Source organism: Clavibacter sp., assembly GCF_014802555.1.
GTDB classification, from domain to species: domain Bacteria; phylum Actinomycetota; class Actinomycetes; order Actinomycetales; family Microbacteriaceae; genus Clavibacter; species Clavibacter sepedonicus.
The window spans coordinates 44,831-69,575 of record NZ_JAAVCB010000062.1; the positions used below are offsets into that span (position 1 = coordinate 44,831).

Annotated in this window: 19 protein-coding genes and 1 pseudogene; 10 read left to right on the plus strand and 10 right to left on the minus strand. The window is 72.1% G+C overall.

From position 1 onward, the window contains the following. Window positions 1-82 precede the first annotated feature (82 nt). Window positions 83-1,507 (minus strand): type I glutamate--ammonia ligase, encoded by a 1,425-nt coding sequence (gene glnA, locus HDR73_RS07000; protein ID WP_012298985.1) that lies wholly within the window; start codon window positions 1,505-1,507, stop codon window positions 83-85. Between the two features lie 193 nt (window positions 1,508-1,700). Here glnA and HDR73_RS07005 point away from each other — a divergent pair, with 193 nt between their 5' ends. Continuing rightward, on the plus strand, window positions 1,701-2,129 hold the full coding sequence (locus tag HDR73_RS07005; RefSeq protein WP_012298986.1) for an RDD family protein: 429 nt from the start codon (window positions 1,701-1,703) through the stop codon (window positions 2,127-2,129). A 26-nt stretch (window positions 2,130-2,155) separates the two neighbouring features. Here the strand turns inward: HDR73_RS07005 and HDR73_RS07010 are convergent, their stop codons facing one another. Further along, complete coding sequence (locus HDR73_RS07010; protein WP_012298987.1) at window positions 2,156-2,620, minus strand: hypothetical protein; 465 nt, start codon at window positions 2,618-2,620, stop codon at window positions 2,156-2,158. A 317-nt stretch (window positions 2,621-2,937) separates the two neighbouring features. Then, window positions 2,938-3,648 carry a DUF4191 domain-containing protein gene (locus HDR73_RS07015; RefSeq protein WP_041464956.1) on the minus strand — a complete coding sequence of 237 codons (711 nt, stop codon included), beginning with the start codon at window positions 3,646-3,648 and terminating at the stop codon, window positions 2,938-2,940. Window positions 3,649-4,026: 378 nt separating this feature from the next. On the opposite strand from HDR73_RS07015, the gene HDR73_RS07020 reads away from it, so the two are divergent. Further along, entirely contained in the window at window positions 4,027-5,583 is a 1,557-nt protein-coding gene (locus HDR73_RS07020; protein WP_012298989.1) for a protein kinase, read from the plus strand. Window positions 5,584-5,608: 25 nt separating this feature from the next. On the opposite strand, the gene sucB is transcribed toward HDR73_RS07020, so the two are convergent. The 3 genes from sucB to HDR73_RS07035 all read right to left on the minus strand — a co-directional run bounded on the left by sucB (window position 5,609) and on the right by HDR73_RS07035 (window position 10,091). Next, entirely contained in the window at window positions 5,609-7,057 is a 1,449-nt protein-coding gene (gene sucB, locus HDR73_RS07025; protein WP_012298990.1) for a 2-oxoglutarate dehydrogenase, E2 component, dihydrolipoamide succinyltransferase, read from the minus strand. Window positions 7,058-7,117: 60 nt separating this feature from the next. After that, the gene (gene lpdA, locus HDR73_RS07030; protein WP_012298991.1) at window positions 7,118-8,491 is read right to left on the minus strand and encodes a dihydrolipoyl dehydrogenase; all 1,374 of its coding nucleotides are present in this window, start codon (window positions 8,489-8,491) and stop codon (window positions 7,118-7,120) included. Between the two features lie 91 nt (window positions 8,492-8,582). Continuing rightward, window positions 8,583-10,091 (minus strand): leucyl aminopeptidase, encoded by a 1,509-nt coding sequence (locus tag HDR73_RS07035; protein ID WP_041464534.1) that lies wholly within the window; start codon window positions 10,089-10,091, stop codon window positions 8,583-8,585. A 128-nt stretch (window positions 10,092-10,219) separates the two neighbouring features. Between HDR73_RS07035 and HDR73_RS07040 the strand changes: the two genes are divergently transcribed. The 5 genes from HDR73_RS07040 to HDR73_RS07060 all read left to right on the plus strand — a co-directional run bounded on the left by HDR73_RS07040 (window position 10,220) and on the right by HDR73_RS07060 (window position 16,284). Beyond that, on the plus strand, window positions 10,220-11,140 hold the full coding sequence (locus HDR73_RS07040; RefSeq protein ID WP_041464535.1) for a proteasome assembly chaperone family protein: 921 nt from the start codon (window positions 10,220-10,222) through the stop codon (window positions 11,138-11,140). A 75-nt stretch (window positions 11,141-11,215) separates the two neighbouring features. Continuing rightward, window positions 11,216-12,538, plus strand: a complete 1,323-nt coding sequence (locus HDR73_RS07045; protein WP_012298994.1) for an MFS transporter — start codon at window positions 11,216-11,218, stop codon at window positions 12,536-12,538. Window positions 12,539-12,769: 231 nt separating this feature from the next. After that, on the plus strand, window positions 12,770-14,233 hold the full coding sequence (locus HDR73_RS07050) for an RNA polymerase sigma factor (RefSeq protein ID WP_041464536.1): 1,464 nt from the start codon (window positions 12,770-12,772) through the stop codon (window positions 14,231-14,233). A 39-nt stretch (window positions 14,234-14,272) separates the two neighbouring features. After that, window positions 14,273-15,553 carry a Mur ligase family protein gene (locus HDR73_RS07055; RefSeq protein WP_041464957.1) on the plus strand — a complete coding sequence of 427 codons (1,281 nt, stop codon included), beginning with the start codon at window positions 14,273-14,275 and terminating at the stop codon, window positions 15,551-15,553. Next, window positions 15,550-16,284 carry a type 1 glutamine amidotransferase gene (locus tag HDR73_RS07060; protein ID WP_012298997.1) on the plus strand — a complete coding sequence of 245 codons (735 nt, stop codon included), beginning with the start codon at window positions 15,550-15,552 and terminating at the stop codon, window positions 16,282-16,284. Before HDR73_RS07055 ends, HDR73_RS07060 begins: the two co-directional genes overlap by 4 nt. Before the next feature lie 110 nt (window positions 16,285-16,394). Here HDR73_RS07060 and HDR73_RS07065 read toward each other — a convergent pair whose 3' ends face one another. Beyond that, the gene (locus HDR73_RS07065) at window positions 16,395-16,622 is read right to left on the minus strand and encodes a DUF7455 domain-containing protein (RefSeq protein ID WP_012038337.1); all 228 of its coding nucleotides are present in this window, start codon (window positions 16,620-16,622) and stop codon (window positions 16,395-16,397) included. 214 nt (window positions 16,623-16,836) lie between these two features. On the opposite strand from HDR73_RS07065, the gene HDR73_RS07070 reads away from it, so the two are divergent. Beyond that, complete coding sequence (locus HDR73_RS07070; RefSeq protein ID WP_012298998.1) at window positions 16,837-18,915, plus strand: DNA gyrase/topoisomerase IV subunit B; 2,079 nt, start codon at window positions 16,837-16,839, stop codon at window positions 18,913-18,915. Between the two features lie 81 nt (window positions 18,916-18,996). On the opposite strand, the gene HDR73_RS07075 is transcribed toward HDR73_RS07070, so the two are convergent. Beyond that, complete coding sequence (locus HDR73_RS07075; protein ID WP_012298999.1) at window positions 18,997-21,543, minus strand: DNA gyrase/topoisomerase IV subunit A; 2,547 nt, start codon at window positions 21,541-21,543, stop codon at window positions 18,997-18,999. Between the two features lie 85 nt (window positions 21,544-21,628). Here HDR73_RS07075 and HDR73_RS07080 point away from each other — a divergent pair, with 85 nt between their 5' ends. Then, window positions 21,629-22,768 carry an alkaline phosphatase family protein gene (locus HDR73_RS07080; RefSeq protein WP_012299000.1) on the plus strand — a complete coding sequence of 380 codons (1,140 nt, stop codon included), beginning with the start codon at window positions 21,629-21,631 and terminating at the stop codon, window positions 22,766-22,768. A gap of 55 nt (window positions 22,769-22,823) precedes the next feature. Here the strand turns inward: HDR73_RS07080 and sepH are convergent, their stop codons facing one another. Further along, window positions 22,824-24,014 (minus strand): septation protein SepH, encoded by a 1,191-nt coding sequence (gene sepH / locus HDR73_RS07085; RefSeq protein WP_041464537.1) that lies wholly within the window; start codon window positions 24,012-24,014, stop codon window positions 22,824-22,826. Window positions 24,015-24,340: 326 nt separating this feature from the next. Here sepH and HDR73_RS07090 point away from each other — a divergent pair, with 326 nt between their 5' ends. After that, window positions 24,341-24,634 carry a DUF4193 domain-containing protein gene (locus tag HDR73_RS07090; protein WP_012038342.1) on the plus strand — a complete coding sequence of 98 codons (294 nt, stop codon included), beginning with the start codon at window positions 24,341-24,343 and terminating at the stop codon, window positions 24,632-24,634. A 10-nt stretch (window positions 24,635-24,644) separates the two neighbouring features. Here HDR73_RS07090 and HDR73_RS07095 read toward each other — a convergent pair. Next, window positions 24,645-24,745, minus strand: a pseudogene (locus HDR73_RS07095) (IS481 family transposase); the annotation flags it as partial.

The following is a 24,745-nucleotide window of genomic DNA, read 5'->3' on the forward strand; positions in this document are numbered from 1 at the left end:
GCGTCGCCCGGCTCGCACGACGACGGGCCGCCCTCCCGGAGGAGGACGGCCCGTGCATCACGCCGCGAGGGCGCGGTGGCGATCAGACGCCGTAGTACAGCTCGAACTCGAACGGGTGCGGACGCTGCGCGAGCGGCTTGATCTCCATCTCGCGCTTGTACTCGATCCACGTCTCGATCAGGTCGGGCGTGAACACGTTGCCCGCGGTGAGGAACTCGTGGTCGGCCTCGAGCGCCTCGAGCGCGGCCCCGAGCGACGCGGGGACCTGCGGGATGTTCTTCGCCTCCTCGGGCGGGAGCTCGTAGAGGTCCTTGTCGACGGGCTCGTGCGGCTCGATGCGGTTCTTGATGCCGTCGATGCCTGCCATGAGCTGCGCCGCGAACGCGAGGTACGGGTTGCTCGACGCGTCGGGCGCGCGGAACTCGATGCGCTTCGCCTTCGGGTTCGTGCCCGTGATCGGGATGCGGATCGACGCCGAGCGGTTGCCCGCCGAGTAGACCAGGTTGACGGGCGCCTCGAAGCCGGGCACGAGACGGTGGTAGGAGTTCACCGTCGGGTTCGTGAAGGCCAGGATGGCGGGCGCGTGCTTGAGGATGCCGCCGATGTACCAGCGCGCGACGTCGGACAGACCGCCGTAGCCGGCCTCGTCGTAGAACAGCGGCTTGCCGTCGTTCCAGAGCGACTGGTGCGTGTGCATGCCCGAGCCGTTGTCGCCGAAGAGCGGCTTCGGCATGAACGTGGCCGTCTTGCCCCACTGCTCGGCCGTGTTCTTGACGATGTACTTGAACTTCAGGATGTCGTCCGCCGCGTGCACCATCGTGTCGAAGCGGTAGTTGATCTCGGCCTGGCCGCCGGTGCCCACCTCGTGGTGCGCGCGCTCGAGGATGAGGCCGGCGTCGATCAGCTTGAGGCTGATGTCGTCGCGGAGGTCGGCCTGCTTGTCGACGGGGCTGACGGGGAAGTAGCCGCCCTTGTAGGGGGTCTTGTTGCCGAGGTTGCCGCCCTCCTCCTCGCGTCCCGAGTTCCAGGCGCCCTCCTCGGAGTCGACCGAGTAGAAGCTCGTGTGCTGGTTCACCTCGTAGCGGACGTCGTCGAAGATGTAGAACTCGGCCTCGGGCGCGAAGAACGCGGTGTCGGCGATGCCGGACGCGGCGAGGAACTTCTCGGCCTTCTTGGCCACCTGGCGCGGGTCGCGGGCGTAGATCTCGCCGTTGCGGGGGTTGTAGATGTCGAAGACCATGATGAGGGTGCGCTCGATGCGGAACGGGTCGATGTACGCCGTCGTCACGTCGGGGATGAGCTGCATGTCCGACTCGTGGATGCTCGCGAAGCCGCGGATGGACGAGCCGTCGAACAGCTGGCCGACGGAGAAGAACTCCTCGTCGACCGTGGAGGCGGGGATGTTGAAGTGCTGCTGCACCCCGGGGAGGTCGGTGAACCGGATATCGAGGAACTTGACGTCGGTGTCCTTGATGAACGCGAGCACCTCGGATGAGTCTCTGAACATGTGGTGTCTCCAAAAGGGGGCCGGAGCGGATGAGACTGACGGTTTCAGCCTCTCCGACCCTAGGGGGATGGGGTTACCTCGCCATAAGCGCCGTGTTTCCGCGATGTTACGCGGGCTGTCCCGGGCGCGTCGGCGAGGCCTCCCATGGCCCGGCCATCAGGGGATCCGCGTCCGTCGCGCCTAGGATCGCAGGGTGTCCGCGACTCTCCCGAACCCCGACCTCGGCGATCCCGGCCGCAACAGATGGCCGGGGGAGCGCCTCGGGCTGCCGGAGCGCGGTCGCGGCTCGGTCGCCCGGGCCGGTCGCCGCATCGTGGGCGTCTGCATCGACTGGGCCCTCGCCGTGCTTGTCTCCTGGGCGTTCTTCGCCTACGACTCGACGGCCACGCTCGCGATCTTCGCCGTCATGCAATACGTCCTCATCGTCACGCTCGGCGGGAGCGTCGGGCACGTCGTGCTCGGCATGCGGGTGCGCCCGCTCGCCGGGGGATACGTGTCACTGTGGCGGCCGGCCCTGCGCACCGTGCTGCTCTGCCTGGTGCTGCCCGCCGTCGTGTGGAACGCCGACCAGCGGGGTCTCCACGACGTCTTCTCGGGGACGGTGCTCGTCCGCACGTCCTGAGGCTCTCGACGACCGACGGCTCCGCCTCAGCCGGGTTCGCATCCGAGGTACACGAGCTCCGGGTCGACGCCGCCCAGGACCACCCGGGCGGGGGATCCCGCGCGGACGGCACCGAGCTCCCGGCTCTCGGTCTCGCGGCCGTCGTCGGACCGCCCGGTCGTGACCTCGAAGCGGACGAGGGCGGCGCTGCAGTCCTCCGGCGCGGTCATGTCCAGGAGCGTGCACGAGCTCGTGTCCACGCACTCGCTGGCTCGGGACGCGGGATCCTCGACGGGCACGACGACCGCTCCCTGGGTCAGGTCGGCTCCGACCGTGGTGAACCTCGCGCGAGTCGAGTCCTGGAAGCTGACGACGACGACCAGCACCCCGGCCAGTGCGCAGACCGCCGCGATGGAGGGCCCGAGCCCCCGGCGGGCCCGCTCGCGTCGGGAGCGTCCGTAGTGCGACAGCCGCTCGGGTTGCGGCTGCGACCGCGGCGGGTCCGACCGCATCGGCTCGCGGCGGGGAGCCGCATGGCTTGCTGCTGCGGGTCCCGGGGAGCCGTGGGGCGTGCGCTGGCGCAGGAGCAGGACGTGTCCCGTGCCAGCGTGAGCTGGACGAACCGCTCGTGCGCGGCCCGCAGCTGCGGGGGCGTGGCACCGGCCAGGCGATCAGGATGCGTCTCCCGAGCCCGCCGGACATAGGCGCGGCTGATGGTCGTGCGGTCGGCGTCCGCGGCGACGCCGAGGAGCGCCGCAGCGGAGGCTGGATCCATGGGCTCAGTCTGCGCCGGGCACGGTGCCCGCGCAAACGCGCCGGGACGGTCGGATCAGCGTGCCCGGGAGGGGCGGACCTTGAAGGGGTCCACTCCCTTGGGGATGGGCATACTGTTTTGCCCGAGCGAGGTGAGGCGGTTGTTCACGGCCAGCACCTCCGCCTTGGTGATGGTGCGCGGGAACCGCTGGAGACGACCGGCCAGCCTGTGCAGCTCGACGGAGTCGGCGTCGGGGCCGACGAACACGAAGTGCACGGGGACGTTCGGCAGCACGCGGGCGATCTTGCGGCGCTCGTCCTCGAGCATCCGGGTAGTGCGGCTCTTCGGGCCCTCCCCGATGAGGGCGACGCCGGCGCGGCCCACGGCGCGGTACACGGCGTCCTGCGACTTGCCGTTGACGGCGACCGGCATCTCGCTGCCGACCCATCCGCGCTTCAGCGAGCTGCGGAGCACCACGCCGACGGCACCCGGCTGGCCCTTGATCTGCAGGTACGCCGCGCGCTCCGCCTTGCGTCCGAGGACGATGAGGAAGGCGAGGATGCCGGCGAATACGCCGGCGATGACGAAGAGGATGGCGGTCAGCCAGTTGCCACCGGTCGCGAAGACCGCGAGCAGGACGCCGACGACGATCGGGCCCAGCAACGCCAGGAGCATCCACCAGACCGAGCTCTTGTCGTACCGCCGGGTCATCTGGAAGACCTGCCACATCTGCTTGATGCGGCCGGGTTCCTTGGGTGCCTTCGGAGAGGCTGTCTTGCGGGCCATGGTGCCCAGGATACCGGTGTGCGGGCGGCAGCCGGAACGGCGGCGGGTCACGTCGCCTCATCCTCTCCCCTCACACGCCCGTGATGCGTGCGGGATCCCCAGGCGCGACGCTCGTCGCGCCCATCCGCGCGCCTCCCCGCACACTGCGGGAACCGGTACCGGTCCTCGGCGACGCACGCGGATGCGGCCGGCTCGAGGAGAGGACGTGAAGCGATGCATGACGGACGCGCCCAGCCGCATGTCGGTCGGCCGACGGGGAGGAGCCGAGGGGACGGGCCCCGCACCGAGGCGGCCGTCCCCGGATCGGGTGCAGCGAGCGCCCGCGCGCGACGGAGGATCGGGAACGGGGCGGCACCGGATGCGGCCGCGTCGGGGACGATGGTCGCCGGATACCGCCTCGTGCGGCTCATCGGGAAGGGCACGCGCTGCCAGGTGCACCTCGGCCGACCCACCCGCCCCGCGGATGCGCAGGACGGACCGACCAACGTCGCCGTGAAGATCGTGCCGGTGACGGAGCGCAGCCGCGGCGAGGCGGAGATCCTCGCGCTGCAGGCGGTCACGTCCGAGCACGTCGTCGCCCTGCACGACGTCGCGACCCTCGCCGACGGCAGCCTGTGCGTCGTGCAGTCGCTCGGCGCGCGCGGCACCGCGGCCGCCCTGCTCGGCCGACGCGGGAGCCTCACGCCGGGGGAGACCGTGACCCTCGTGGCCTCCATGCTGCGGGGGCTGGGAGACCTCCACGAGGCGGGCATCGCGCACGGGGCCGTCGACCTGACCCACGTCGTCATCGACGCCACCGGCCGTCCGCTGCTAGGTGGGTTGGGGTCCTCCCACGTCGTCGCGGGAGGTGCGGGCGGCGCAGGCGCGGACGGCCTCCGGGGCGCGGACCCCGTCGAACAGGACCTCGGGCGGGTCGCGCGGATCGTCGAGGCGCTGCGCGACCCGGGGGACGCGCGAGGACGCGCCTCCTTCGACCGGTGGGAGGCGTGGTCGGCGCTCCTCGACGCCTGCGTCCATGGGGAGTCCGACCTCGGCGCGCACGACCTCGCGGACCGGCTGCTCGACGTCGCGGACGCCACGCCGCTGGCCGATGCGGGGGGATCCCCGTCCGACGAGCACGTGGATCGCGACCTCTCCGAGGGAACGCCTTCGCTAGGCCTCGCCTCCGGCGCCGTCGGCCCACGTGCCGCGCGGACCACCGGGACACGCCGCCGGTTCCGGCTCTCCGGGCGCACGCACCAGGACGCTCGTCGCCGCCATCGTGCGGGTCGCGCTACGCGAGCGGATGCGATCGACGCGCGGCGCACCGCGGTGGGCGTCGCGGTGAGGAGCGAGCTCGCCTCGGTCAGCCCGCGCGTCTGGGCGCTCGGAGGCTCTGCGCTCCTGCTCCTGGTCGCCGGCGTCGTCGCCGTGCCCCTGCTCACCAGCCCCGCGAGCGGCGCGACGGGGACGCCGACGAGCACGCCCGCCCCCTCCGGGTCGCCGAGCGCCGTCCTGGACGGTCCCCCGTCACCGGCGCCGGCCGACGACGGCGACGCTGACGCCGACGCCGACGCGGTGACGTCTCCTGATCCGGCCATCGCCGCGCCTGCGCTCATCCGTCTCCGCGCGTCCTGCCTGCGCAGCGCGGATGCCACGTGCGTGAGCGGCGTCGATGAGGCCGGATCGGCCGTGGACGACGCGGATCGGAGCACCATCGCCAGGGGCGGGATCGATCCCCTCGACGTGGCCGCGCTGCACGTCGCTGACATCCTCGGCCCTGCTCAGCGGCTGGGGGACACGGCGCTCATCGAGCTGCGTCCCGAGGCCGGCCCCGGGACGGGGACCCCGGCAGCGGATGCCGGAGGGCGAGCGCCCGAACGCCGACCGGCCTCCCTCCTGATCGTCAGGGGGGAGGCCGGGTGGCGGATCAGGGACCTGATGGACGACCGGTGAGGGTCGCCGTCGGTTCCCTCAGGCGTCAGATGCCGAGGTCGGCGTCGAACGCGCCCGCCTCGAGGCGGTTCTTCACGGCGACCAGGAAGCGGGACGCGTCGGCCCCGTCGACGATGCGGTGGTCGTAGGACAGCGCCAGGTAGACGGTGGAGCGGATGGCGATGGTGTCCTGCCCGTCCGCGGTGATCACCACGGGGCGCTTGGTGACGATGCCGGTGCCGAGGATCGCGGACTGCGGGAGGAACACCACGGGGGTGTCGAACAGCGCGCCACGCGAACCGGTGTTCGTCAGCGTGAAGGTGCCGCCGGCCAGCTCATCCGGCGACAGCTTGTTGTCGCGCGTGCGGGCGGCGAGGTCGGCGATCTCCGACGCGAACTGCGCCAGGTTCTTGCCCTCGGCGTTCTTCACGACGGGGGTGAGGAGACCGCGCTCGGTGTCGACCGCGATGCTGATGTTCTCGTGGTCGGGGTAGACGATGCTGTCGCCGTCGACCGTCGCGTTCACGACCGGGTAGGCCTTGAGCGCCTCCGCGGCGGCGAGGGCGAAGAAGGGCAGGAACGAGAGCTTGACGCCGGTCTTCTCGAGGAAGTCCCCCTTCACGCGATCGCGGAAGCGGGCCACCTTCGTGACGTCGACCTCGACCACCGAGGTCAGCTGCGCGGTGGACTGCATCGACACGACCGCGCGGTCGGCGATGAGCTTGCGCATGCGCGACATCTTCGCGGTGGTCCCGCGGAGGGGCGACGTCTCGAGCGGGGCGGCGGCGGGAGCGGCGGGAGCCGATGCCGTCGGGGCGCTCTTCGAGGCGGCGGCTTCCGCTGCGGCGAGCACGTCCTCCTTGCGGATGCGTCCTCCCACGCCCGTGCCGACGACGGAGCTGACGTCGACGCCGCGCTCGTTGGCGAGCTTGCGGACGAGCGGCGTCACGTAGCCCGCGTTGCCGGAGGCGGCGGGAGCCGGAGCGGCGGCGGGCGCGGGAGCTGCTGCAGCAGGTGCCGGAGCGGGGGTCGCGGCCACGGGTGCGGGAGCGGCGGGCGCGGGAGCCGGGGTCGGCTCAGGGTCGGGCTGCTCGGCGGCGGGAGCCGGCTCGGGCTCGACGGGCGCGGGGGCCTCGGCATCGTCCTCCGCCTCGGTGGAGGGGATCACGGTGTCCTCGACGGCCTCGTCGGCCGCCGGCTCGGGCTCAGCGGCCTGCTCGGCGGCCGGCTCCTCCGCGGGAGCGTCGCCCCCACCGGAACCGTCGCCGATCCGGACCAGTACAGCGCCGACCTCGACGGTCTCGTCCTCCTGGACGAGGATCTCCTCGATCACGCCGGCGACCGGCGACGGGATCTCGGTGTCGACCTTGTCGGTCGACACCTCGAGCAGGGGCTCGTCGACCTCGACGTGGTCGCCGACGTTCTTGAGCCAGCGGGTCACCGTGCCCTCGGTGACGCTCTCGCCGAGTGCGGGGAGGTTGACGGATTCGCTCATGGGGTTGTCTCCTTCAGGCCCGACTCCGGACCCGGCTTGTGTGTCGGTGATGGGAGGGTGCTACAGGGCGTGCAGAGGGGTGCCGGCGAGGGCCAGGTGGGCCTCGCCGAGGGCCTCGTTCTGAGTGGGGTGGGCGTGCACCAGGTTGGCGACGTCCTCGGGGTAGGCCTCCCAGTTCACGATGAGCTGGCCCTCGCCGATGAGCTCGCCGACACGGACGCCGATCATGTGGATGCCGACGACGGGGCCGTCCTGGACGCGGACGACCTTGATGGATCCTGCCGTGCCGAGGATCGAGCTCTTGCCGTTGCCACCGAGGTTGTACTCGTAGCTGGAGACCTTGTCGGCGCCGAACTTCTCGACGGCCTTCGCCTCGCTGTAGCCGACGCTCGCGACCTCCGGGTCGGAGTAGGTGACCTTGGGGATGTTGATGTCCTCGACGACGACGGGCTTGTTGCCCGCGATCTCCTCGGCGACGAAGATGCCCTGCTGGAAGCCGCGGTGCGCGAGCTGAAGGCCGGGGACGATGTCGCCGACGGCGTAGACGCCGGGGACGCTCGTCTGGAGCCGCTCGTCGGTCAGGACGAAGCCGCGGTCGGTCTTCACGCCCGCCTCCTCGAACCCGAGGCCCTGGGTGGCCGGGCCGCGGCCCACGGCGACGAGGAGGAGGTCGGCGTCGTACGTGGTTCCGTCCTCGAGCGCGACCTGGACGCCCTGGTCGTGCTGCATGACCGACTTGAAGCGCACGCCGAGCGAGAACGCGATGCCGCGCTTGCGGAACGCCCGCTCGAACTGCTTGCTGATCGACTCCTCCTCGTTGGGGACGAGGTGGGGGAGGGCCTCGACGATCTGGACCTCGACGCCGAAGGAGCGCCAGACGGAGGCGAACTCGACGCCGATGACGCCGCCGCCGAGGATCGCGACCTTCTTCGGGATGTAGTCGAGCTCGAGGGCCTGCTCGCTCGTGATGACGCAGCCGCCGATCTCGAGGCCGGGGAGCGTCCGCGAATAGGAGCCCGTCGCGAGGACGACGCTCTTCCCGGTGATGGTCTGGTCGCCGACCTGCACGGTCGTGCCGGAGGTCAGGCGTCCCTCGCCCTCGATGACGGTGATGCCGCGGGCCTTGATGAGGCCCTGGAGGCCCTTGTACTTGCTGGCGACGATGGCCTCGCGGTACGCGTTGACCTTCGCGATGTCGACCCCGTCGAACGTGGCGATGACGCCGTACTTCTCCGACTCCCGCGAGACGTCGGCGACCTCGGCCGAGTGCAGGAGCGCCTTGGTGGGGATGCAGCCGCGGTGCAGGCACGTGCCGCCCAGCTTGCCCTTCTCCACGAGGCCCACGGTCTTACCCAGCTGCACCGCACGGAGGGCGGCCGCGTAGCCACCGCTCCCGCCGCCGAGCACCACCACGTCAAAGTTCTGTTCCGACACCCAGGATCTCCCTCGTATGCATCAAGGTCGTCTCACGCGACCGCCCGACCGGGCAGGCGCGGGACCCCCTCAGGAGGCCTCTCCGAGCCTACTACGCGCGTGAAAAACCGGCGGCCAGGGCCAGGAGCGTGCGCACCGCGACGCCCGTCGGACCCTTGCCCGTGAAGCCGTGTCCGCCGCTCTTGTTGTGCGACGGGCCCGCGATGTCGATGTGCGCCCACGGGATGCGCGGGGCGTCGTCCGCGTCGCCGGTCCGACCGACGAACTCCTTGAGGAACACGCCCGCGACGAGCATGCCGCCGGCCGGGTTCCCCGGCTTGACGTTGGCGATGTCCGCGATGTCGGAGTTGAGCAGCGCGCGCATCGCCTCCGGCAGCGGCATGCCCCACATGCTCTCGCCCTGCTCGTGGGCGGCGTCGAGGAGACGGCCGACGAGCGCGTCCTCGCCCATGACGGCGGAGTACCGCTCGCCGAGCGCCACGACCTGGGCGCCCGTCAGCGTCGCGATGTCGACGATGGCGTCCGGGTGCTCCTCGCTCGCGGCGGCGATGCCGTCCGCCATGACGAGCCGGCCCTCGGCGTCCGTGTTCAGGACCTCGACGGTCGTGCCGCCGCGCATGCGCAGGACGTCGTCCGGGCGGATGGCGGACCCGGACGGCATGTTCTCGGCGATGCAGAGCCACGCGGTGAGCCGGACGGGGAGCGCGAGGCGCGCGGCCGCGACGACGACCTCGAGGATCGTGGCGGCGCCGGTCATGTCGTACTTCATGCCGATCATGGGCACGGCGGGCTTGAGCGAGATGCCGCCGGTGTCGTAAGTGATGCCCTTGCCAACGAGCGCGAGGTGACGCGTCGCGCCGGCGGGGGAGTAGGCGACCTTGACCAGGCGGGGCGGACGAGTCGAGCCCTGGCCCACGCCGAGGATCCCGCCGAAGCCGTCGGCAGCGAGCGCCTCCTCGTCCCAGACGCGGACGTCCACGGGCAGCCCGGCGGTGCGCTCGCGCACGGCGTCGACGAACGTCGCGGGGTAGAGGTCGAGCGGCGGGGTGTTGACGAGGTCCTTGGTCCCCGCCACCGCGTCGGCGACCGCGGTGGCGCGTGCCACCGCCTCGTCGGCGTCCTGCGCGGTCCAGGAGTCCCCCTGCGCGACGACGGTGACCGCCGAGGCGCGCGGCTTCTGGCCGGCGAGCGAGTCCCGGCGGTACGAGTCGAACGAGTAGACCCCGAGGGCCGCGCCCTCCAGCACCGCGGTGAGCTCCTCGAGCGACGTCACCGGGACCGCCACGGCGACACGCTCCACGCCGCGCAGCTGACGGGTCGCGGAGCCGACGACGTAGCGGAGCGCGACCGCGTCCAGCGGTCCCGAGCCCGCGCCCACGAGCGCGATCGTCGTCGCGGCCGTGCCCGTCCCGGCGATGCGGACGACCTCGTCGCGACCTCCCGTGACGCCGATGGCGGACAGGCCGTCCACGTCGAGCTCGAGGCCCCCGGGCGCGTGCACCCGGATACCCTCCTTCCCGCTGGAGACGGCGACGACGAGCGCGTCGGCCTCCACGTCGACGGCACGGTCGGAGGACACGGAGAGAAGGGGGAGGGTCATGGGCGACGAGCCTACCGATGCGCGCGTGGGCGGCTGCTCGGAGGGGCGTGCGGTCGTGTTCGCTCTCGGCGGCACGGACGGCGCCCCGTCCGGGAGGGGCCGTCGGAGGCGCGGCTTAGAGTGGATCCATGGCAGATGCGGACGGACTGTACGAGATCGACACCGACATCGGCGAGGTCCCGACCGGCCTGCCCCTGGTCGCCGGGCTCACGGGCTTCTCCGACGCGGGATCCGGCGTGTCGCAGGTGAGCGAGTACCTGCTGAGCACCCTGAGCCACCGCGACGTCCTGCGCTTCGACACCGACACGCTGCTCGACTACCGCGCCCGTCGTCCCACCATCTACTTCGACCAGGACCACCTCGCCGACTACCGCCCCGCCCGGTTGGCCCTCTACCTCGCGCACGACGAGATCGGGCAGCCGTTCCTCCTGCTCACCGGCTTCGAGCCGGACTTCCGCTGGGAGGCGTTCACCGCCGCGGTCCTCGGCATCGTCGACCGCTATCGGGTCTCCACGACGACGTGGGTCCACGCCATACCCATGCCGGTGCCGCACACGCGCGACATCAACGTCACCGTGAGCGGGAACCGCACCGAGCTCATCGACGCGCTCAGCGTGTGGAAGCCGCACACCCAGGTGCCGGCGAACGCGCTGCACCTATTGGAGCATCGGCTGCACGACGCCGGCCACCCCGTCGCGGGCTTCGTCCTCCTCGTCCCGCACTACCTCGCCGACACGGAGTTCCCCCTCGCCGCGGTCGCCGCGCTGGAGAGCATCAGCGCCGCCACGGGCCTCATCTTCCCGACCGACCGGCTCCGCGAGGAGGGCCGCGACTTCGTGGGCCGCATCGACGAGCAGGTCGCGGGCAACCAGGAGCTGGCGCGCCTCGTCACGACGCTCGAGGAGCGGTACGACAGCTACATGGAGGACACGCCGCTCAAGTCTCCGCTCACCGACGAGGACGGCGCTCTGCCGACAGCGGACGAGATCGCCGCGGAGCTCGAGAAGTTCCTCGCGCGTCGCCGTCCCGGCGACGGGGACGCGGCCTGACGCCATCCGGCTGATCCGCGACCGGGCCGCGACGGCCGTCCGCGGGGAACGCGCGGCGTCGGTATCGTCGTCCTGATGAGCACCCGCCGCGCCCGCATCGTCCTCGGCGTCGCGATGCTCGCGTACCTCTCCTCCGTCCTCCAGCGCGGGTCGCTCGGCATCGCCTCCGTCGAGGCGGGCGAGCGCTTCCACGTCTCGGCGTCGCTGCTCTCGACCCTCGCGGTCACTCAGCTCGTCGTGTACGCGGCGCTGCAGATCCCGGTCGGCGTCCTCATCGACCGGATCGGGCCGCGCGCCCTGCTCGCGACCGGGGCGCTGCTCATGGTCGCCGGCCAGGTCACGCTGGCGCTCTCCACGTCGCTCGAGGTCGCGATCCTGGGGCGCATGCTCGTGGGTGCCGGCGACGCGATGACGTTCGTGTCGGGTCTGCGCCTCATCAACTCCTGGTTCTCGGGCCCGCGCGTGCCGGTGCTCTCGCAATGGTTCGCCAACGTGGGCCAGCTGGGGCAGGTGCTCTCCGCGATCCCGCTCTCGCTCGTGCTGCACACGGCGGGGTGGACGCCCGCATTCCTGGGGTCGGCCAGCGTCGCGGTCGTCGCCCTCATCGCGGTTGTCGTGGCCGTGCGCGACCGGCCCGCAGGGCACGTGCCGCCTCCCCGGGTGCCGTGGGGCGACTCGATGCGCGAGCTCGGCCGGAGCCTGCGTCGCCCGGGGACGCAGCTCGGGTTCTGGTCCCACTTCGTCACGCAGTCGTCGGGCATGGTGTTCAGCCTGCTCTGGGGCTTCCCGTTCCTCGTGGGCGGCCTGGGGTACAGCCCTGCGCTCGCATCTGCCCTCCTCATCGTGATCGTGGCGTCCGGCATGGTCGTGGGACCCGTGATCGGAATCCTCACGGGGCGCTTCCCGTTCCGACGCTCCAACCTCGTCCTCGGCGTCGTCGCCATGATGGGCGTCGCGTGGGCCGTCCTGCTCCTCTGGCCCGGGGTGCCCCCGCTCGCCGTCGTGGTGCTCGTGGTGATGGCCATCGGCATCGGCGGGCCCGGCGGGCAGATCGGGCTGGACTTCGCGCGCACGTTCAACCCGCCGCGGAGCCTGGGGGCGGCGTCCGGCATCGTGAACGTCGCCGGCTTCACCGCGAGCTTCACGATGATGCTGCTCATCGGCATCGCCCTCGACGTGCTGGACGGCATCCGGGTCGCGGGCGGGTCGCGGAGCGACCTCTACGCGTTCGACTCCTTCCGCGTCGCCTTCGCCGTCCAGTACCTGGTGGTGGGCTTCGGCGCGCTGATGCTGGTGCGGACCCGGCGGCTGACGCGTCGCCTGCTGGCGGACGAGGGAATACGGGTGGGGCCCATCTGGGTTGCCTACCTCGACAGGCGACGCCGACGCCGCGCGTGACGCCGGCCCGCACAGGGGCGCATTGGCTCGCCCTCGCGCCCATCCGTGCAATAATCAGGTACGGACCCGTTCATGTCCTGCATCTCGCATCACCTAGGTGGTTCACGAGCAGCGGACTTGACATGGGTCCTAGCAATGTCCGAAAACAACCCCGACCCACCTCCGGCAGGTCACCCCGCAGCGTCACCGCGGAGCGCGCGACCGGTCGTCGTGGGGACGAAAGGTGTTCGCATGGCCACCCCCTCCACCCCGTCCGCCACCCTGGACGCGGCAGCCGCGACCAGCACGGCCGACGACGCCGCGACGGGTGAGCCGAAGGCACCCGCGAAGCGCGCCCCGGCCCGCAGGACCGCGGCCGCCAAGGCACCCGCGACCAAGACCGCCGCTGCCGCCAAGGCCCCCACGAAGGCGGCGGCCGCGAAGGCAGCAGCAGCAGAGGCCGACGAGCCCGTCGCCGCGGACGAATCCGCGGCACCCGCGAAGGCGCCCACCGCCCGGGCGAAGGCGGCGGCCGCCAAGAAGGCCGCCGCCGCGTCGGGTGACGCCGCTCCCGCCAAGGCCCCGCGCAAGGCCGCCGCGAAGAAGACCGCGGGCACCGAGGCCCCCGACGACGACGCCGAGGAGGTCGTGGTCCCCGTCGCCGAGGACGACGCCGATGACGAGGTCGTCGAGGACGGCGCGGCCAAGCCGCCCGTCGTGCTCGAGCCGCTCCCCACCGGCGCCATGGTGCTGTCGAACAAGGAGGAGGACGAGGACGTCCCCGTCTACTCCACGACCATCACCGGCGCCACGGCCGACCCGGTCAAGGACTACCTCAAGCAGATCGGCAAGGTCGCGCTGCTCAACGCCGCGGAGGAGGTCGAGCTCGCCATGCGCATCGAGGCGGGCCTGTTCGCGGAGGACAAGCTCGCGAACACCCCCGGCATCTCCCGCGAGCTCGAGCGCGAGCTGCGCTGGGTCGCGCGCGACGGCCAGCGGGCGAAGAGCCACCTGCTCGGCGCGAACCTCCGCCTCGTCGTGAGCCTCGCCAAGCGCTACACGGGTCGCGGGATGCAGTTCCTCGACCTCATCCAGGAGGGCAACCTCGGCCTCATCCGCGCGGTCGAGAAGTTCGACTACACCAAGGGCTTCAAGTTCTCCACGTACGCGACGTGGTGGATCCGCCAGGCCATCACGCGCGCCATGGCGGACCAGGCGCGCACCATCCGCATCCCGGTGCACATGGTCGAGGTCATCAACAAGCTCGCCCGCGTGCAGCGCCAGATGCTGCAGGACCTGGGCCGCGAGCCCACGCCCGAGGAGCTCTCCCGCGAGCTCGACATGACGCCCGAGAAGGTCATCGAGGTCCAGAAGTACGGCCGCGAGCCCATCTCCCTGCACACGCCCCTCGGCGAGGACGGCGACAGCGAGTTCGGCGACCTCATCGAGGACACCGAGGCAGTGGTCCCCGCGGACGCGGTGGGCTTCACCATGCTGCAGAAGCAGCTGGAGTCGCTCCTCGACTCGCTCTCCGAGCGCGAGGCGGGCGTGATCCGCATGCGCTTCGGCCTCGGCGACGGCATGCCGAAGACGCTCGACCAGATCGGCGACACGTTCGGCGTCACGCGCGAGCGGATCCGCCAGATCGAGTCGAAGACCATGGCCAAGCTCCGCCACCCGTCGCGCTCGCAGTCGCTGCGCGACTACCTCGAGTAGGCCGTGCCCCTGCCCCTGCCCCTGCCCCTGCCCCTGCCCCTGCCCCTGCGCCTCGCCGTCGCCGCGGGACGGGCCGCCCGCTGGGCCGCCCGTCTCCGCGGGGGCGGCTCCGCCGTGCCCGGCGTCGTCGCCCTCCGCCTCGATCCCCGCTTCCTGGAGCGGACGATCGCCGACCTGCCGCACGGCGTGGTCGCGGTCACCGGCTCGAACGGCAAGTCGACGACCACCCACATGCTCACCGCCGTGCTGCGCGCCCACGGGCTCCGCGTGTTCACGAACCCCTCGGGCGGCAACCTGCCGCAGGGCATCGCGTCCGCCGTGCTGGCGGACGCCGACGCATCCGGTCGCCTCGACGCCGACGTCGCCGTGCTGGAGATCGACGAGGCCTACGGCGTCGCGCTCTCCGCGCTGCTGACGCCGCGCACGGTCCTGCTCCTCAACATCCAGATCGACCAGCTCAACCGGTTCCACGAGCCGGACCGCGTGGTCGGCATGCTCGAGCGGATCGCCGCCACGGCTACCGAGGCCGTCGTCGCCAACCGCGACGACGCGCACGTCAACGCCATCGCCGCGCACACCGCGCGGACCGGTCGCGCCGCCGTGGACTGGTTCGGCGTGTCCGAGGAGCTCCTCGGCGACAGCAAGCACGGGCTGGCATCCGCCCCGCGGTTCGGCTCCGAGGACCCCGACCCGGTGCACGTCGACGCGGGCGTCGAGGCCGTGGCGCTCGCGGGCCGCGACGCCGTGTTCCGCCTGGCGTCCGGCGACCTCCCGGTGACGCTCCCGTCGCGCGGCCTGCACTACGCCGTCGACGCCGCGGGCGCCCTCGCGACCGCTCGCCGGGTCCTCGGCGACCGCTTCGACCCGGCTCGCGCCGCGGAGGGGCTCGGCTCGGTCGCCGCCGTCTACGGGCGCGGCGAGATGCTGCGCGCGGGCGACGAGGACATCGAGATCATCATGATGAAGAACCCCGCGTCCCTGCAGATGAACCTCGACGCGCTGGGCGATCCCCCGGAGCAGGTGCTGCTCGCAGTCGACGACGGCACCCCCGACCCCTCGTGGATCTACGACACCGACCTCTCCGCGCTCACCCACGCCGACGTCGTCTCCGGCACGAAGGGCTACCAGCTCGCCGTGCGCTTCGGCTACGAGGGCCTCGAGGTCGGCCGGGTCGAGCCCGACCTGCGCCGCGCCGTGCAGGCGTTCCTCGCCATGGAGAAGCCGTCCCGCGGGGTCAAGACCATGATCGTCAACTACGAGCAGATGATGGCGATCCGCCGCATCCTCGGCTACACGGACCTCGAGGGAGGACCCGCGTGAGCGACGCCCTGCGCATCCTGCACCTCTACCCCGACGAGCTCGGCATCAACGGCGACCGCGGCAACGTGACCGTGCTCGTCGAGCGTGCGCGCATCCGGGGGATCCGCACCGAGGTCGTGCGTCATGCTCCCGGTGGCGGGGATCCGGGCGACGCCGACCTCGTGGTCATCGGCTCCGGGCCGCTCACGGCGCAGCGCGCCGTCCTGCCCGATCTCGTCGCGCACGCCCCGCGCCTGGTCGCCCTCCGGGAGGCCGGGGTCCCGTTCCTCGCGGTGGGCGGCGGCCTGCAGCTCCTGGGGGAGTCCGTGCGCCTGATCGACGGCGGCGAGCTCGTGGGCGCGGCCGTGCTACCGGTGCGCACCACCCTGACGGCCGAGCGACGTGTGGGCGACCTCGTGCTCGACACGCCGGACGGCGAGCTCGTCGGCTACGAGAACCACGGATCCACCCTGGAGATCGGCGAGCACGCGCCCCTCGGGATGGTGCGCGCCGGCTTCGGCAACGCGGGCCAGGGCGGCGGTGAGGGCGTGCGCGTCGGCGCGTCGGTCGGCACGCACCTCGGCGGTCCCGTCCTCGCGCTCAACCCGCGGCTGGCGGACGATCTGCTCTCCGCGGCCCTCGCCCGGCACGGCCTCGAGCTGCCCGCCGACATCTCGGGGACGCTCGACCGGCTCGACGGCTGGGCGCAGGAGGCACGCGCCACCGTGATGGCGCGACCCGCGCACTACTGACGGCTCCCGGCGCGGAGGCATCGCGCACACGCCCCCAGGTACGACGAAGGGCGCATCCCCGCGGGGATGCGCCCTTCGTCGTGCGACGGCCGGAGCCGCCGCGGGTCGTCCTAGGCGCGCTCGTCGAGCAGGCGGCTCGACTCGTCGTGCCAGCTCGTGGCGATTGCCGACAGCTTCTCCTGGTACTTCTTGCCGTGGTGGGCGCAGAAGAGGAGCTCGCTGCTGTTCACCTCGACGCGGATGTACGCCTGCGCGCCGCAGCTGTCGCAGCGGTCGTTGGCGGTGAGCTGGTGGTTGTCGAGCTCGTCCACGGGACGCTCGGTCGCGGTCGGTGTCATGTGATGCTCCCCTCCGGGTCGGGTCTGGGTCGAGCCGAATGGATCAAGTAGACCACGTGCTCCCGGCAGTCCACCCGACCGCGTCCGCCTGTTTCGCTCTGCGCGTAGGGCGCGGGGCGGGGGACGGCGATTCGCGAGGGGAGGCGGCGGGCGACGGTTAAGATCGATGTCGGCTCGCGTCCGGCGAATGCCGGACGTACATGGAGGACAGCACGTGGCAGCATCCGATTATTCCGCCCGCCACCTCTCCGTCCTCGAGGGCCTCGAGGCGGTGCGCAAGCGGCCCGGCATGTACATCGGATCCACCGACTCGCGCGGCCTCATGCACTGCCTCTGGGAGATCATCGACAACAGCGTCGACGAGGCGCTCGGCGGGCACGGCGACCTGATCGACGTGCGGCTCCACCCCGACGGCAGCGTCGAGGTGCGCGACACCGCGCGCGGCGTCCCGGTCGACATCGAGCCCAAGACCGGGCTGTCCGGCGTCGAGGTCGTCTTCACCAAGCTGCACGCCGGCGGCAAGTTCGGATCCGGCTCGTACGCGTCCTCGGGCGGCCTGCACGGCGTGGGCGCGTCCGTCGTGAACGCCCTGTCGGAGCGCCTCGACGTCGAGGTGGACCGCGGCGGCAAGACGTACGCCATGTCCTTCCGACGCGGCGAGCCGGGCATCTTCGAGGACCAGGGGGAGGCGAGCCCCGACGCGCCGTTCCGCCCCTTCACGTCCGGCAGCGAGCTGCGGGTCGTGGGCAAGGTGCGCAAGGGCGTCACCGGCACGCGGATCCGCTACTGGGCCGACCGGCAGATCTTCACCCGCGGCGCGTCCTTCCTCACCGAGGAGCTCCTCGGCCGCGCGCGCCAGACCGCGTTCCTCGTGCCCGGGCTCAGCATCGACATCAAGGACCTGCGCGGCGAGCAGCCCGTGCGCGAGTCCTTCCGGTTCGACGGCGGGATCGCGGAGTTCGTCGACCACCTGGCCGTCGACGCGCCGCTGACGGACACCTGGCGGCTCGAGGGATCCGGCACGTTCACCGAGACGGTGCCCGTCCTCACGGACGGCGGGGCCATGGTGCCGACCGAGCTCACCCGAGAGTGCGCCGTCGACATCGCGCTCCGCTGGGGCACGGGGTACGACACCCGGTTCAAGTCGTTCGTCAACATCATCGCCACGCCCAAGGGCGGCACCCACCAGGCAGGCTTCGAGGCGGGCCTGCTCAAGTTCGTGCGCGCGCAGGTCGAGGCCAACGCGCGGAAGCTCAAGGTCGGCACCGACAAGCTCGAGAAGGACGACGTGCTCGCGGGCCTCACCGCCGTGCTCACGGTGCGCTTCCCCGAGCCGCAGTTCGAGGGCCAGACCAAGGAGGTGCTCGGCACGCCGGCCGTCCGCGCCATCGTGTCGCAGGTCGTGCAGAAGGCCATGGCCGACCGCTTCGCGTCGCCGCGCCGCGAGGACAAGGCGCAGACCGCCGTGCTCCTCGAGAAGGTCGTGGGGGAGATGAAGTCGCGCATCTCGGCCCGGACCCACAAGGAGACCCAGCGGCGGAAGAACGCCCTCGAGAGCTCGTCGCTCCCGGCGAAGCTCGTGGACTGCCGCTCGAACGACGTCGCCAACAGCGAGCTCTTCATCGTCGAGGGCGACTCGGCGCTCGGCACGGCGAAGCTCGCGCGCGACAGCGAGTACCAGGCGCTGCTGCCCATCCGCGGCAAGATCCTGAACGTGCAGAAGGCGTCGCTGCCCGACATGCTCTCCAACACCGAGTGCGCGTCGATCATCCAGGTGCTGGGCGCGGGATCCGGCCGCACGTTCGACCTGTCGGCGGCGCGCTACGGGAAGATCATCATCATGAGCGACGCCGATGTCGACGGCGCCCACATCCGCACGCTGCTGCTCACGCTCTTCTTCCGCTACATGCGGCCGATGATCGACGAGGGCCGCGTGTTCGCCGCGGTGCCGCCGCTGCACCGCGTCGTGGTCATGAACCCCGGCTCGAAGCCCAATGACGTGATCTACACCTACTCGGAGCGCGAGCTGGCGGCCGTGCTCGCCCAGGCGAAGCGGCAGGGCAAGCGCTACCAGGACCCGATCCAGCGGTACAAGGGCCTGGGGGAGATGGGCGCCGACCAGCTGGCGACGACCACCATGGACCGGCGCAACCGCACGCTCCGGCGCGTGCGGGTCGATGACGCCGAGGCCGCCACGCGCATGTTCGAGCTGCTGATGGGCAACGACGTCGCACCCCGCAAGGAGTTCATCATCGACGGCGCCGGATCCGTGCGGGACCGCATCGACGTGTGAGCCGCCGGCCGCGTGCCGGATGCGGCGACGGCCACGGACCCTCGTGGTCCGCGGCCGTCGCCGTGCGTGCTGCCGACGCGCCTAGGTCTCCAGCGGCGCGGAGCCGTCCTCGGCCGACGGCTCGACGACGCCGACGGCGGCGCCGGACGCGGCATCCGGCGCCTCGGCCGGGGTGACCGCCTGGCCGACGCTGCCGATCGGCTTCTCCAGCGGGATGCCCGAGCCGTCGCGCTTCATGCCCGTGGGCGGCAGCTGGCGGACCTCTCCCGCCGGCCCCACGGCGAGCGCGGGGCCGGGGCCCACCCAGGCCAGGGCGAGGTGGTCCTCGCCCTTCAGGTACGCGTGCGCGCGGACCCCGCCCGTGGCGCGGCCCTTGCGCGGGAAGTCGCCGAACGCGGACACCTTGGCGCGTCCCGGATCCACGCCGGCGATGGTGGCGGACGACGCCGAGACGGTGACGACCTCCGCGCCCTCGGGAGCGACGGAGGAGAAGAACAGCACGTGCGCGCCCGCGCCGAGGTTGACACCCGCGATTCCGCCCGCCTGCACGCCCTGCGGCCGCACCGAGACCGCGGGGAAGTGCAGCAGCTGCGCCTCGCTGGTGACGAAGACGAGCTCGTCGGTCTCCGCGCCCTGCCGCGCCCCGACGACCTCGTCGCCCTTCTTCAGCGCGATGACCTCGTACTCGGGCTTCGCGGGCAGGGCGGACGGGGCGACGCGCTTCACGACGCCCTGGCGCGTGCCGAGGGCGATGGCCTCATCGGTGCCGAGCGCCACGAGCGCGACGACGCGCTCCTTCCGGTCCGTGAGGCCGAGGTAGTCGCGGATCCGCACGCCGGCGCCCAGCTGCACGCTCGCGACCGGCACGACGGGGAGGTCGACGGGCGTCATGGTGATGAGGCGGCCGGTGTTCGTGATCGCGCCGATGCGGGTGCGGCTCGTGGTCTCGATCGCCGTGAGGACGGCGTCGTGCGAGCTGCGGCGGACCGTCTGCAGGGGCGTCCCCGGTGCATCCGTCGGCAGGTCGACGCGGACGGCGCGGCCCGTCGTCGACAGCAGCACCCGGCAGGGCACGTCGGCGATCTCGAGGACGGGCGCCGCCCGGCGGCTCGACGCCCCGGCCACGCTGGGTGCGGCCTCGGTGAGCAGCGTGCGGCGCGGCGTCCCGAACCGGTCGGCGACCTCCTGCAGCTCGGTCGAGACGAGGGCGCGCAGCCGGCGCGGGTCGGCGAGGATCGCCTCGAGCTCCGCGATCTCGGCCTGCAGCCTGTCGCGCTCCTCCTCCAGCTCGATGCGGCTGAACCGTGTGAGCCGACGGAGGCGGAGCTCGAGGATGTAGTCGGCCTGCAGCGTCGAGAGGTCGAAGACGTCCATGAGGCGGGCGCGCGCCTGCTCGGTGTCGTCGCTGCCGCGGATGACTTGGATCACCTCGTCGATGTCGAGGATCGCGATGAGCAGGCCGAGCACGAGGTGCAGCCGCTCCTGCCGCCGGGCGAGGCGGTACCGCGTGCGGCGCGTGACCACGTCGAGCCGGTGCGCCACGTAGACCTGCAGCAGCTCCTTCAGTCCCAGCGTCTGCGGGCTGCCGTCGACGAGCGCGACGTTGTTGATGCTGAACCCGTCCTCGAGCGGGGTGTAGCGGTACAGCTGCTCGAGCACGGCCTCGGGGTTGAAGCCCGTCTTGATCTCGATGACTAGCCGCAGCCCGTGCGTGCGGTCGGTGAGGTCGGTGACGTTGGTGATCCCGGACAGCTTCTTGTTCTGGACGCCGTCCTTGATCTTCTCGATGACCTTCTCGGGCCCGACGAGGTACGGCAGCTCGGTGACGACCAGCCCCGACTTCCGGGGGGTGAGGCTCTCGACGGAGACGCGCGCGCGGGTCTTGAAGCTGCCGCGGCCGGTGAGGTACGCGTCCTTGACCCCCGACAGACCGATGATCGTGCCGCCCGTGGGCAGGTCGGGCCCCGGGACGAACGCCATGAGGTCGTCGAGGGTCGCGTCGGGGTGGTCGATGAGGTGCCGCGCGGCGCCGACGACCTCGATGAGGTTGTGCGGCACCATGTTCGTCGCCATGCCGACCGCGATGCCGCTCGCGCCGTTGACGAGCAGGTTCGGGAAGGCGGCGGGGAGCACGGCCGGCTGCATGAAGGCGTTGTCGTAGTTCGGGACGAAGTCGACGACGTCCTCGTCGAGCCCCTCGACCATCGCGAGCGCGGACGCGGCGAGCCGGGCCTCCGTGTAGCGGGGCGCGGCCGGCCCGTCGTCGAGCGAACCGAAGTTGCCGTGCCCGTCGATGAGCGGCACCCGGAGCGTGAACGGCTGCGCCATGCGCACCATCGCGTCGTAGATGGCGGAGTCGCCGTGGGGGTGGAGCTTCCCCATCACCTCGCCCGTGACGCGCGCGCTCTTCACGTGCCCGCGGTCGGGGCGCAGGCCCATCTCGCTCATCTGGTAGAGGATGCGGCGCTGCACGGGCTTGAGCCCGTCGCGCGCGTCGGGCAGGGCGCGCGAGTAGATGACCGAGTACGCGTACTCGAGGAACGAGTTCTCCATCTCGGTGGAGACGTCGACGTCCTCGATGCGCTCGGAGGGCTCGTCGGGCGTGGTGTGCGTGGTGGAGGGACTCATGGACTCTCTGGGTCGGGATCGGCGCTGCGCCTGATCGGCGTCGTGACGCGGATGCGGGCCGGGCTGCTGTGCCAGACTGGGCCGGATGGCCCCCATGCTACCGGCGCCCGGATCCAGCCGGATGAGCCTCACCGCGGTCATGCCCGGCTGCCTCGCCGCCCTCGCGGGGGAGGAGTCGGAAGCCGGCCTCCCGCCCGTCGACCGTGCGGTCGTCGTGCTCGTCGACGGGCTCGGATCCGCCGCCCTCCGAGCCCGCGCCGGACACGCCCGCCACCTCGTGCAGGGCTGGCGGAAGAAGGACGTCGTCGACGTCGGGTTCCCCACCACGACGGCGGCCAGCATCACCTCCCTCACCACCGGCGTGCGCGCGGGCGAGCACGGGCTCGTCGGCTACAGCGCGCTGGATCCCGCGCACGACCGCGTCCTCAAGCTGCTGTCCGGATGGGACGCGCGCAGCGTCCCGGACCAGTGGCAGCCGGTGCCGACCGCCTTCGAGCGAGCGGTCGCCGCGGGCATCCCCGCGTTCGTCGTCGGCTCGGCCCGCTACGCCGGATCCGGGTTCTCGCGCGCCGCGCTGCGCGGCGCGACCTACGTCGCCGCCGAGTCGATCGCGGACCGCTTCGCGACCACGCGCGAGCTCATGGACCGGGAGCCGCGCGCGCTCGTCTACCTCTACGTCCCCGAGCTCGACCAGGCCGCCCATTCGCACGGCTGGGAGTCCGACCGCTGGCTCCGCGGCCTCGAGGAGCTCGACCAGGCGGCGGGCCCCTTCCTCGACCGCCTCGGCCCGCGCGAGGGTGCGCTGATCACCGCCGACCACGGCATCGTCGACGTGCCCGCTGGATCCCAGATCCTGTTCGACCGCGTGCCCGAGCTGGTCGCGGGCGTCCGGCACGTCGCGGGGGAGCCGCGCTGCCTGCACCTGCACCTCGAACCGGGCGCGGACGCCGACGGCCTGGCCGACGCCTGGCGCGCCTCGGAGGGGACGCGCGCCCACGTCGCGACGCGCGCCGAGGCGATCGCCGCCGACTGGTACGGGCCGGTCCGGGAAGGTGTCGCCGCGCGCATCGGCGACGTGATCGTCGCGACGCGCTCGCTCATCGCGTACTACGACGGCCGCCCGCGAGACCAGGGCGCCCGTCGGATGATCGGTCAGCACGGGGCGTTCTCGGACGAGGAGCGCCTGGTGCCGCTCATCCGCGCCGGCGCCTTCGCCCGCGGCTGACCTGCGGGACGACGACGGCCGGACCGCCCGCGGGGCGGCCGGAGGTCGTGCGGGGTCAGGCCAGGTGGTCGTCGTCGCTGCGGGCGCCGAACACGATCTCGTCCCAGCTCGGCATCGCCGTGCGCCCGCGGCGGCCGGACGGCTTCGCGGAACCGCGGCCCTCGCCGGTCCCGGGCGTGCGCAAGCCCTCGTCGTCGGACTCGTCGCGCGGGCGGTCGCGGCCGGTGTCGACACGGCCGACGCCGGGGATCACCGCGGACCGCAGCGGCGGCGCGGAGCGCTGCCCGCCGCGAGGGCGAGAGAGGGGCTCGTCGCGCCGGGCGGCAGGAGCGGGCGCCTCCTCGACCGGGTCGTCGCCCTCGTCCTCGCGCGGCACGGACTCCCGCTCACCCCGGCGACGGCGGAGCGCCTCGAGCAGGTCGGCGGTCTCGTTCAGCTCGACTTGCGCCACGCGCGCCGGCTGCTGTGTTCCCGCGGGGTGGTTGCCCTGCCGTCCGAGGTGCGACACGGACGCGCCCTCGTCACGGCGGTGCGCCTCCCAGGGCTGGGGAGCGGTGTCCTGCGTGCTCGACGCCGTCGGCTCGGGCAGGCGGAAGGCGCCGCTGTCGAAGCGCGTGACGCCGTCCTCCTGGTGCGTGTCCGGGGCCTCGGGCGGCAGCGCGCGGAGGCGGGGGATGAGCGCGCCGCGGATCTCGCCCTGCTGCGAGAGGGTGATCGCCTCGTTGTTGGCGGGGGAGAGCGCGTGCTTCTTCGGGTCGTAGGACCAGCGCGCGTCGTGCTCGATCTCCTCGCTGGTGAAGGCGGCCTTCACGACCCAGCCGCCGAGCTGCTCCTTCCAGCTGCTCCAGCGCACCTCCTGCGCACCGAGCGACTCGAGGCGCTCCTCGATGACCTGGCCGAAGAGCGTGCCCTGCCCCATCGGGTCGACCTCGATGGCGGTGTGCACGGGGACCTTCATGGCGCTGCGCACGACGTGCTCGCGCTCGGCGACGACGGGGCCCTCGAACTTGCGCACGTACTCCACGGACGCCCCGGTCTCCCGTGCGACGTCCTCGGCGCTCATGCCCTGCCGGATGAACGACTGGATGATGCGCGGGGCGGCCTTCCGCGGCGGGCCGCCGTCGGCGGACTGGCGACGGAGCGCCGAGCGGAAGGAGTCGTCCATCACGAGACGGTGCCGTTCACCGCCCGGGGTCTCCACGACGAGGGCGCCGTCCTCGACTCCGACGATTTTCAGATCCTGCATGGGTTCCACGCCTCTCGCGCTCACTGGACGATTCACGATCGCACGAGTCGGCCCCTCTTCCGGGGAATACGCGTGGCGCGCCGCGACTTGAGTCCGACGAGAGCGCCGGAGGGCGGGATCGCAGGCCCCGCAGGCAGGTTGTTCGTGCGCGAACGGTGTACCGTGTGAGTCCGCATCCGCGGCCCGGGCACGGGCCGGCTCCCCGCATCCAAACCGCCGATCAGGAGCCCCGAGAGGGGCCCGGAGGACGGTTTGCTATCCGGATGCGATTCATGCAAACTGTGCCCGCCGATTCCGTTCGGCGGTTATTCGAGAAGTGGACAGGAATGGCAACTGATTACGACGCCCCGCGCAAGACGGAGGACGACTCCGACTCGATCGAGGCTCTGAAGGAGCGCGTCCCGGACCGCATGTCCGGGGTCGTGGACGTCGACGATGCCGACAACCCCGGGAGCTTCGACCTCGCCGGAGCCGACCTCTCCGACCTCGAGCTCGAGACGGTGGTGCTCCCGCCCCAGGCGGACGAGTTCACCTGCGTGAGCTGCTTCCTCGTGAAGCACCGCTCGCAGATCGACCACCAGGAGAAGCTCGGGCCCATCTGCCAGGAGTGCGCCGCCTAGATGTACTGGGTCATGACGTTGGTGACACTCGGGCCGCGGGCGTGAGCCCGTGGCTTGAGTGGATTCGTTCAGTGTTGTAGTGCTCGATGAAGGGGTCAAGCGCGTCGGCGC

Coding starts and splice junctions, on each gene's coding strand:
- glnA (WP_012298985.1), bottom strand. CDS start 1,507: ATGTTCAGAGACTCATCCGAGGTGCTCGCGTTCATCAAGGACACCGAC.
- HDR73_RS07010 (WP_012298987.1), bottom strand. CDS start 2,620: ATGCGGTCGGACCCGCCGCGGTCGCAGCCGCAACCCGAGCGGCTGTCG.
- HDR73_RS07015 (WP_041464956.1), bottom strand. CDS start 3,648: ATGGCCCGCAAGACAGCCTCTCCGAAGGCACCCAAGGAACCCGGCCGC.
- HDR73_RS07020 (WP_012298989.1), top strand. CDS start 4,027: ATGGTCGCCGGATACCGCCTCGTGCGGCTCATCGGGAAGGGCACGCGC.
- sucB (WP_012298990.1), bottom strand. CDS start 7,057: ATGAGCGAATCCGTCAACCTCCCCGCACTCGGCGAGAGCGTCACCGAG.
- HDR73_RS07035 (WP_041464534.1), bottom strand. CDS start 10,091: ATGACCCTCCCCCTTCTCTCCGTGTCCTCCGACCGTGCCGTCGACGTG.
- HDR73_RS07040 (WP_041464535.1), top strand. CDS start 10,220: ATGGCAGATGCGGACGGACTGTACGAGATCGACACCGACATCGGCGAG.
- HDR73_RS07045 (WP_012298994.1), top strand. CDS start 11,216: ATGAGCACCCGCCGCGCCCGCATCGTCCTCGGCGTCGCGATGCTCGCG.
- HDR73_RS07050 (WP_041464536.1), top strand. CDS start 12,770: ATGGCCACCCCCTCCACCCCGTCCGCCACCCTGGACGCGGCAGCCGCG.
- HDR73_RS07065 (WP_012038337.1), bottom strand. CDS start 16,622: ATGACACCGACCGCGACCGAGCGTCCCGTGGACGAGCTCGACAACCAC.
- HDR73_RS07075 (WP_012298999.1), bottom strand. CDS start 21,543: ATGAGTCCCTCCACCACGCACACCACGCCCGACGAGCCCTCCGAGCGC.
- HDR73_RS07080 (WP_012299000.1), top strand. CDS start 21,629: ATGGCCCCCATGCTACCGGCGCCCGGATCCAGCCGGATGAGCCTCACC.
- sepH (WP_041464537.1), bottom strand. CDS start 24,014: ATGCAGGATCTGAAAATCGTCGGAGTCGAGGACGGCGCCCTCGTCGTG.
- HDR73_RS07090 (WP_012038342.1), top strand. CDS start 24,341: ATGGCAACTGATTACGACGCCCCGCGCAAGACGGAGGACGACTCCGAC.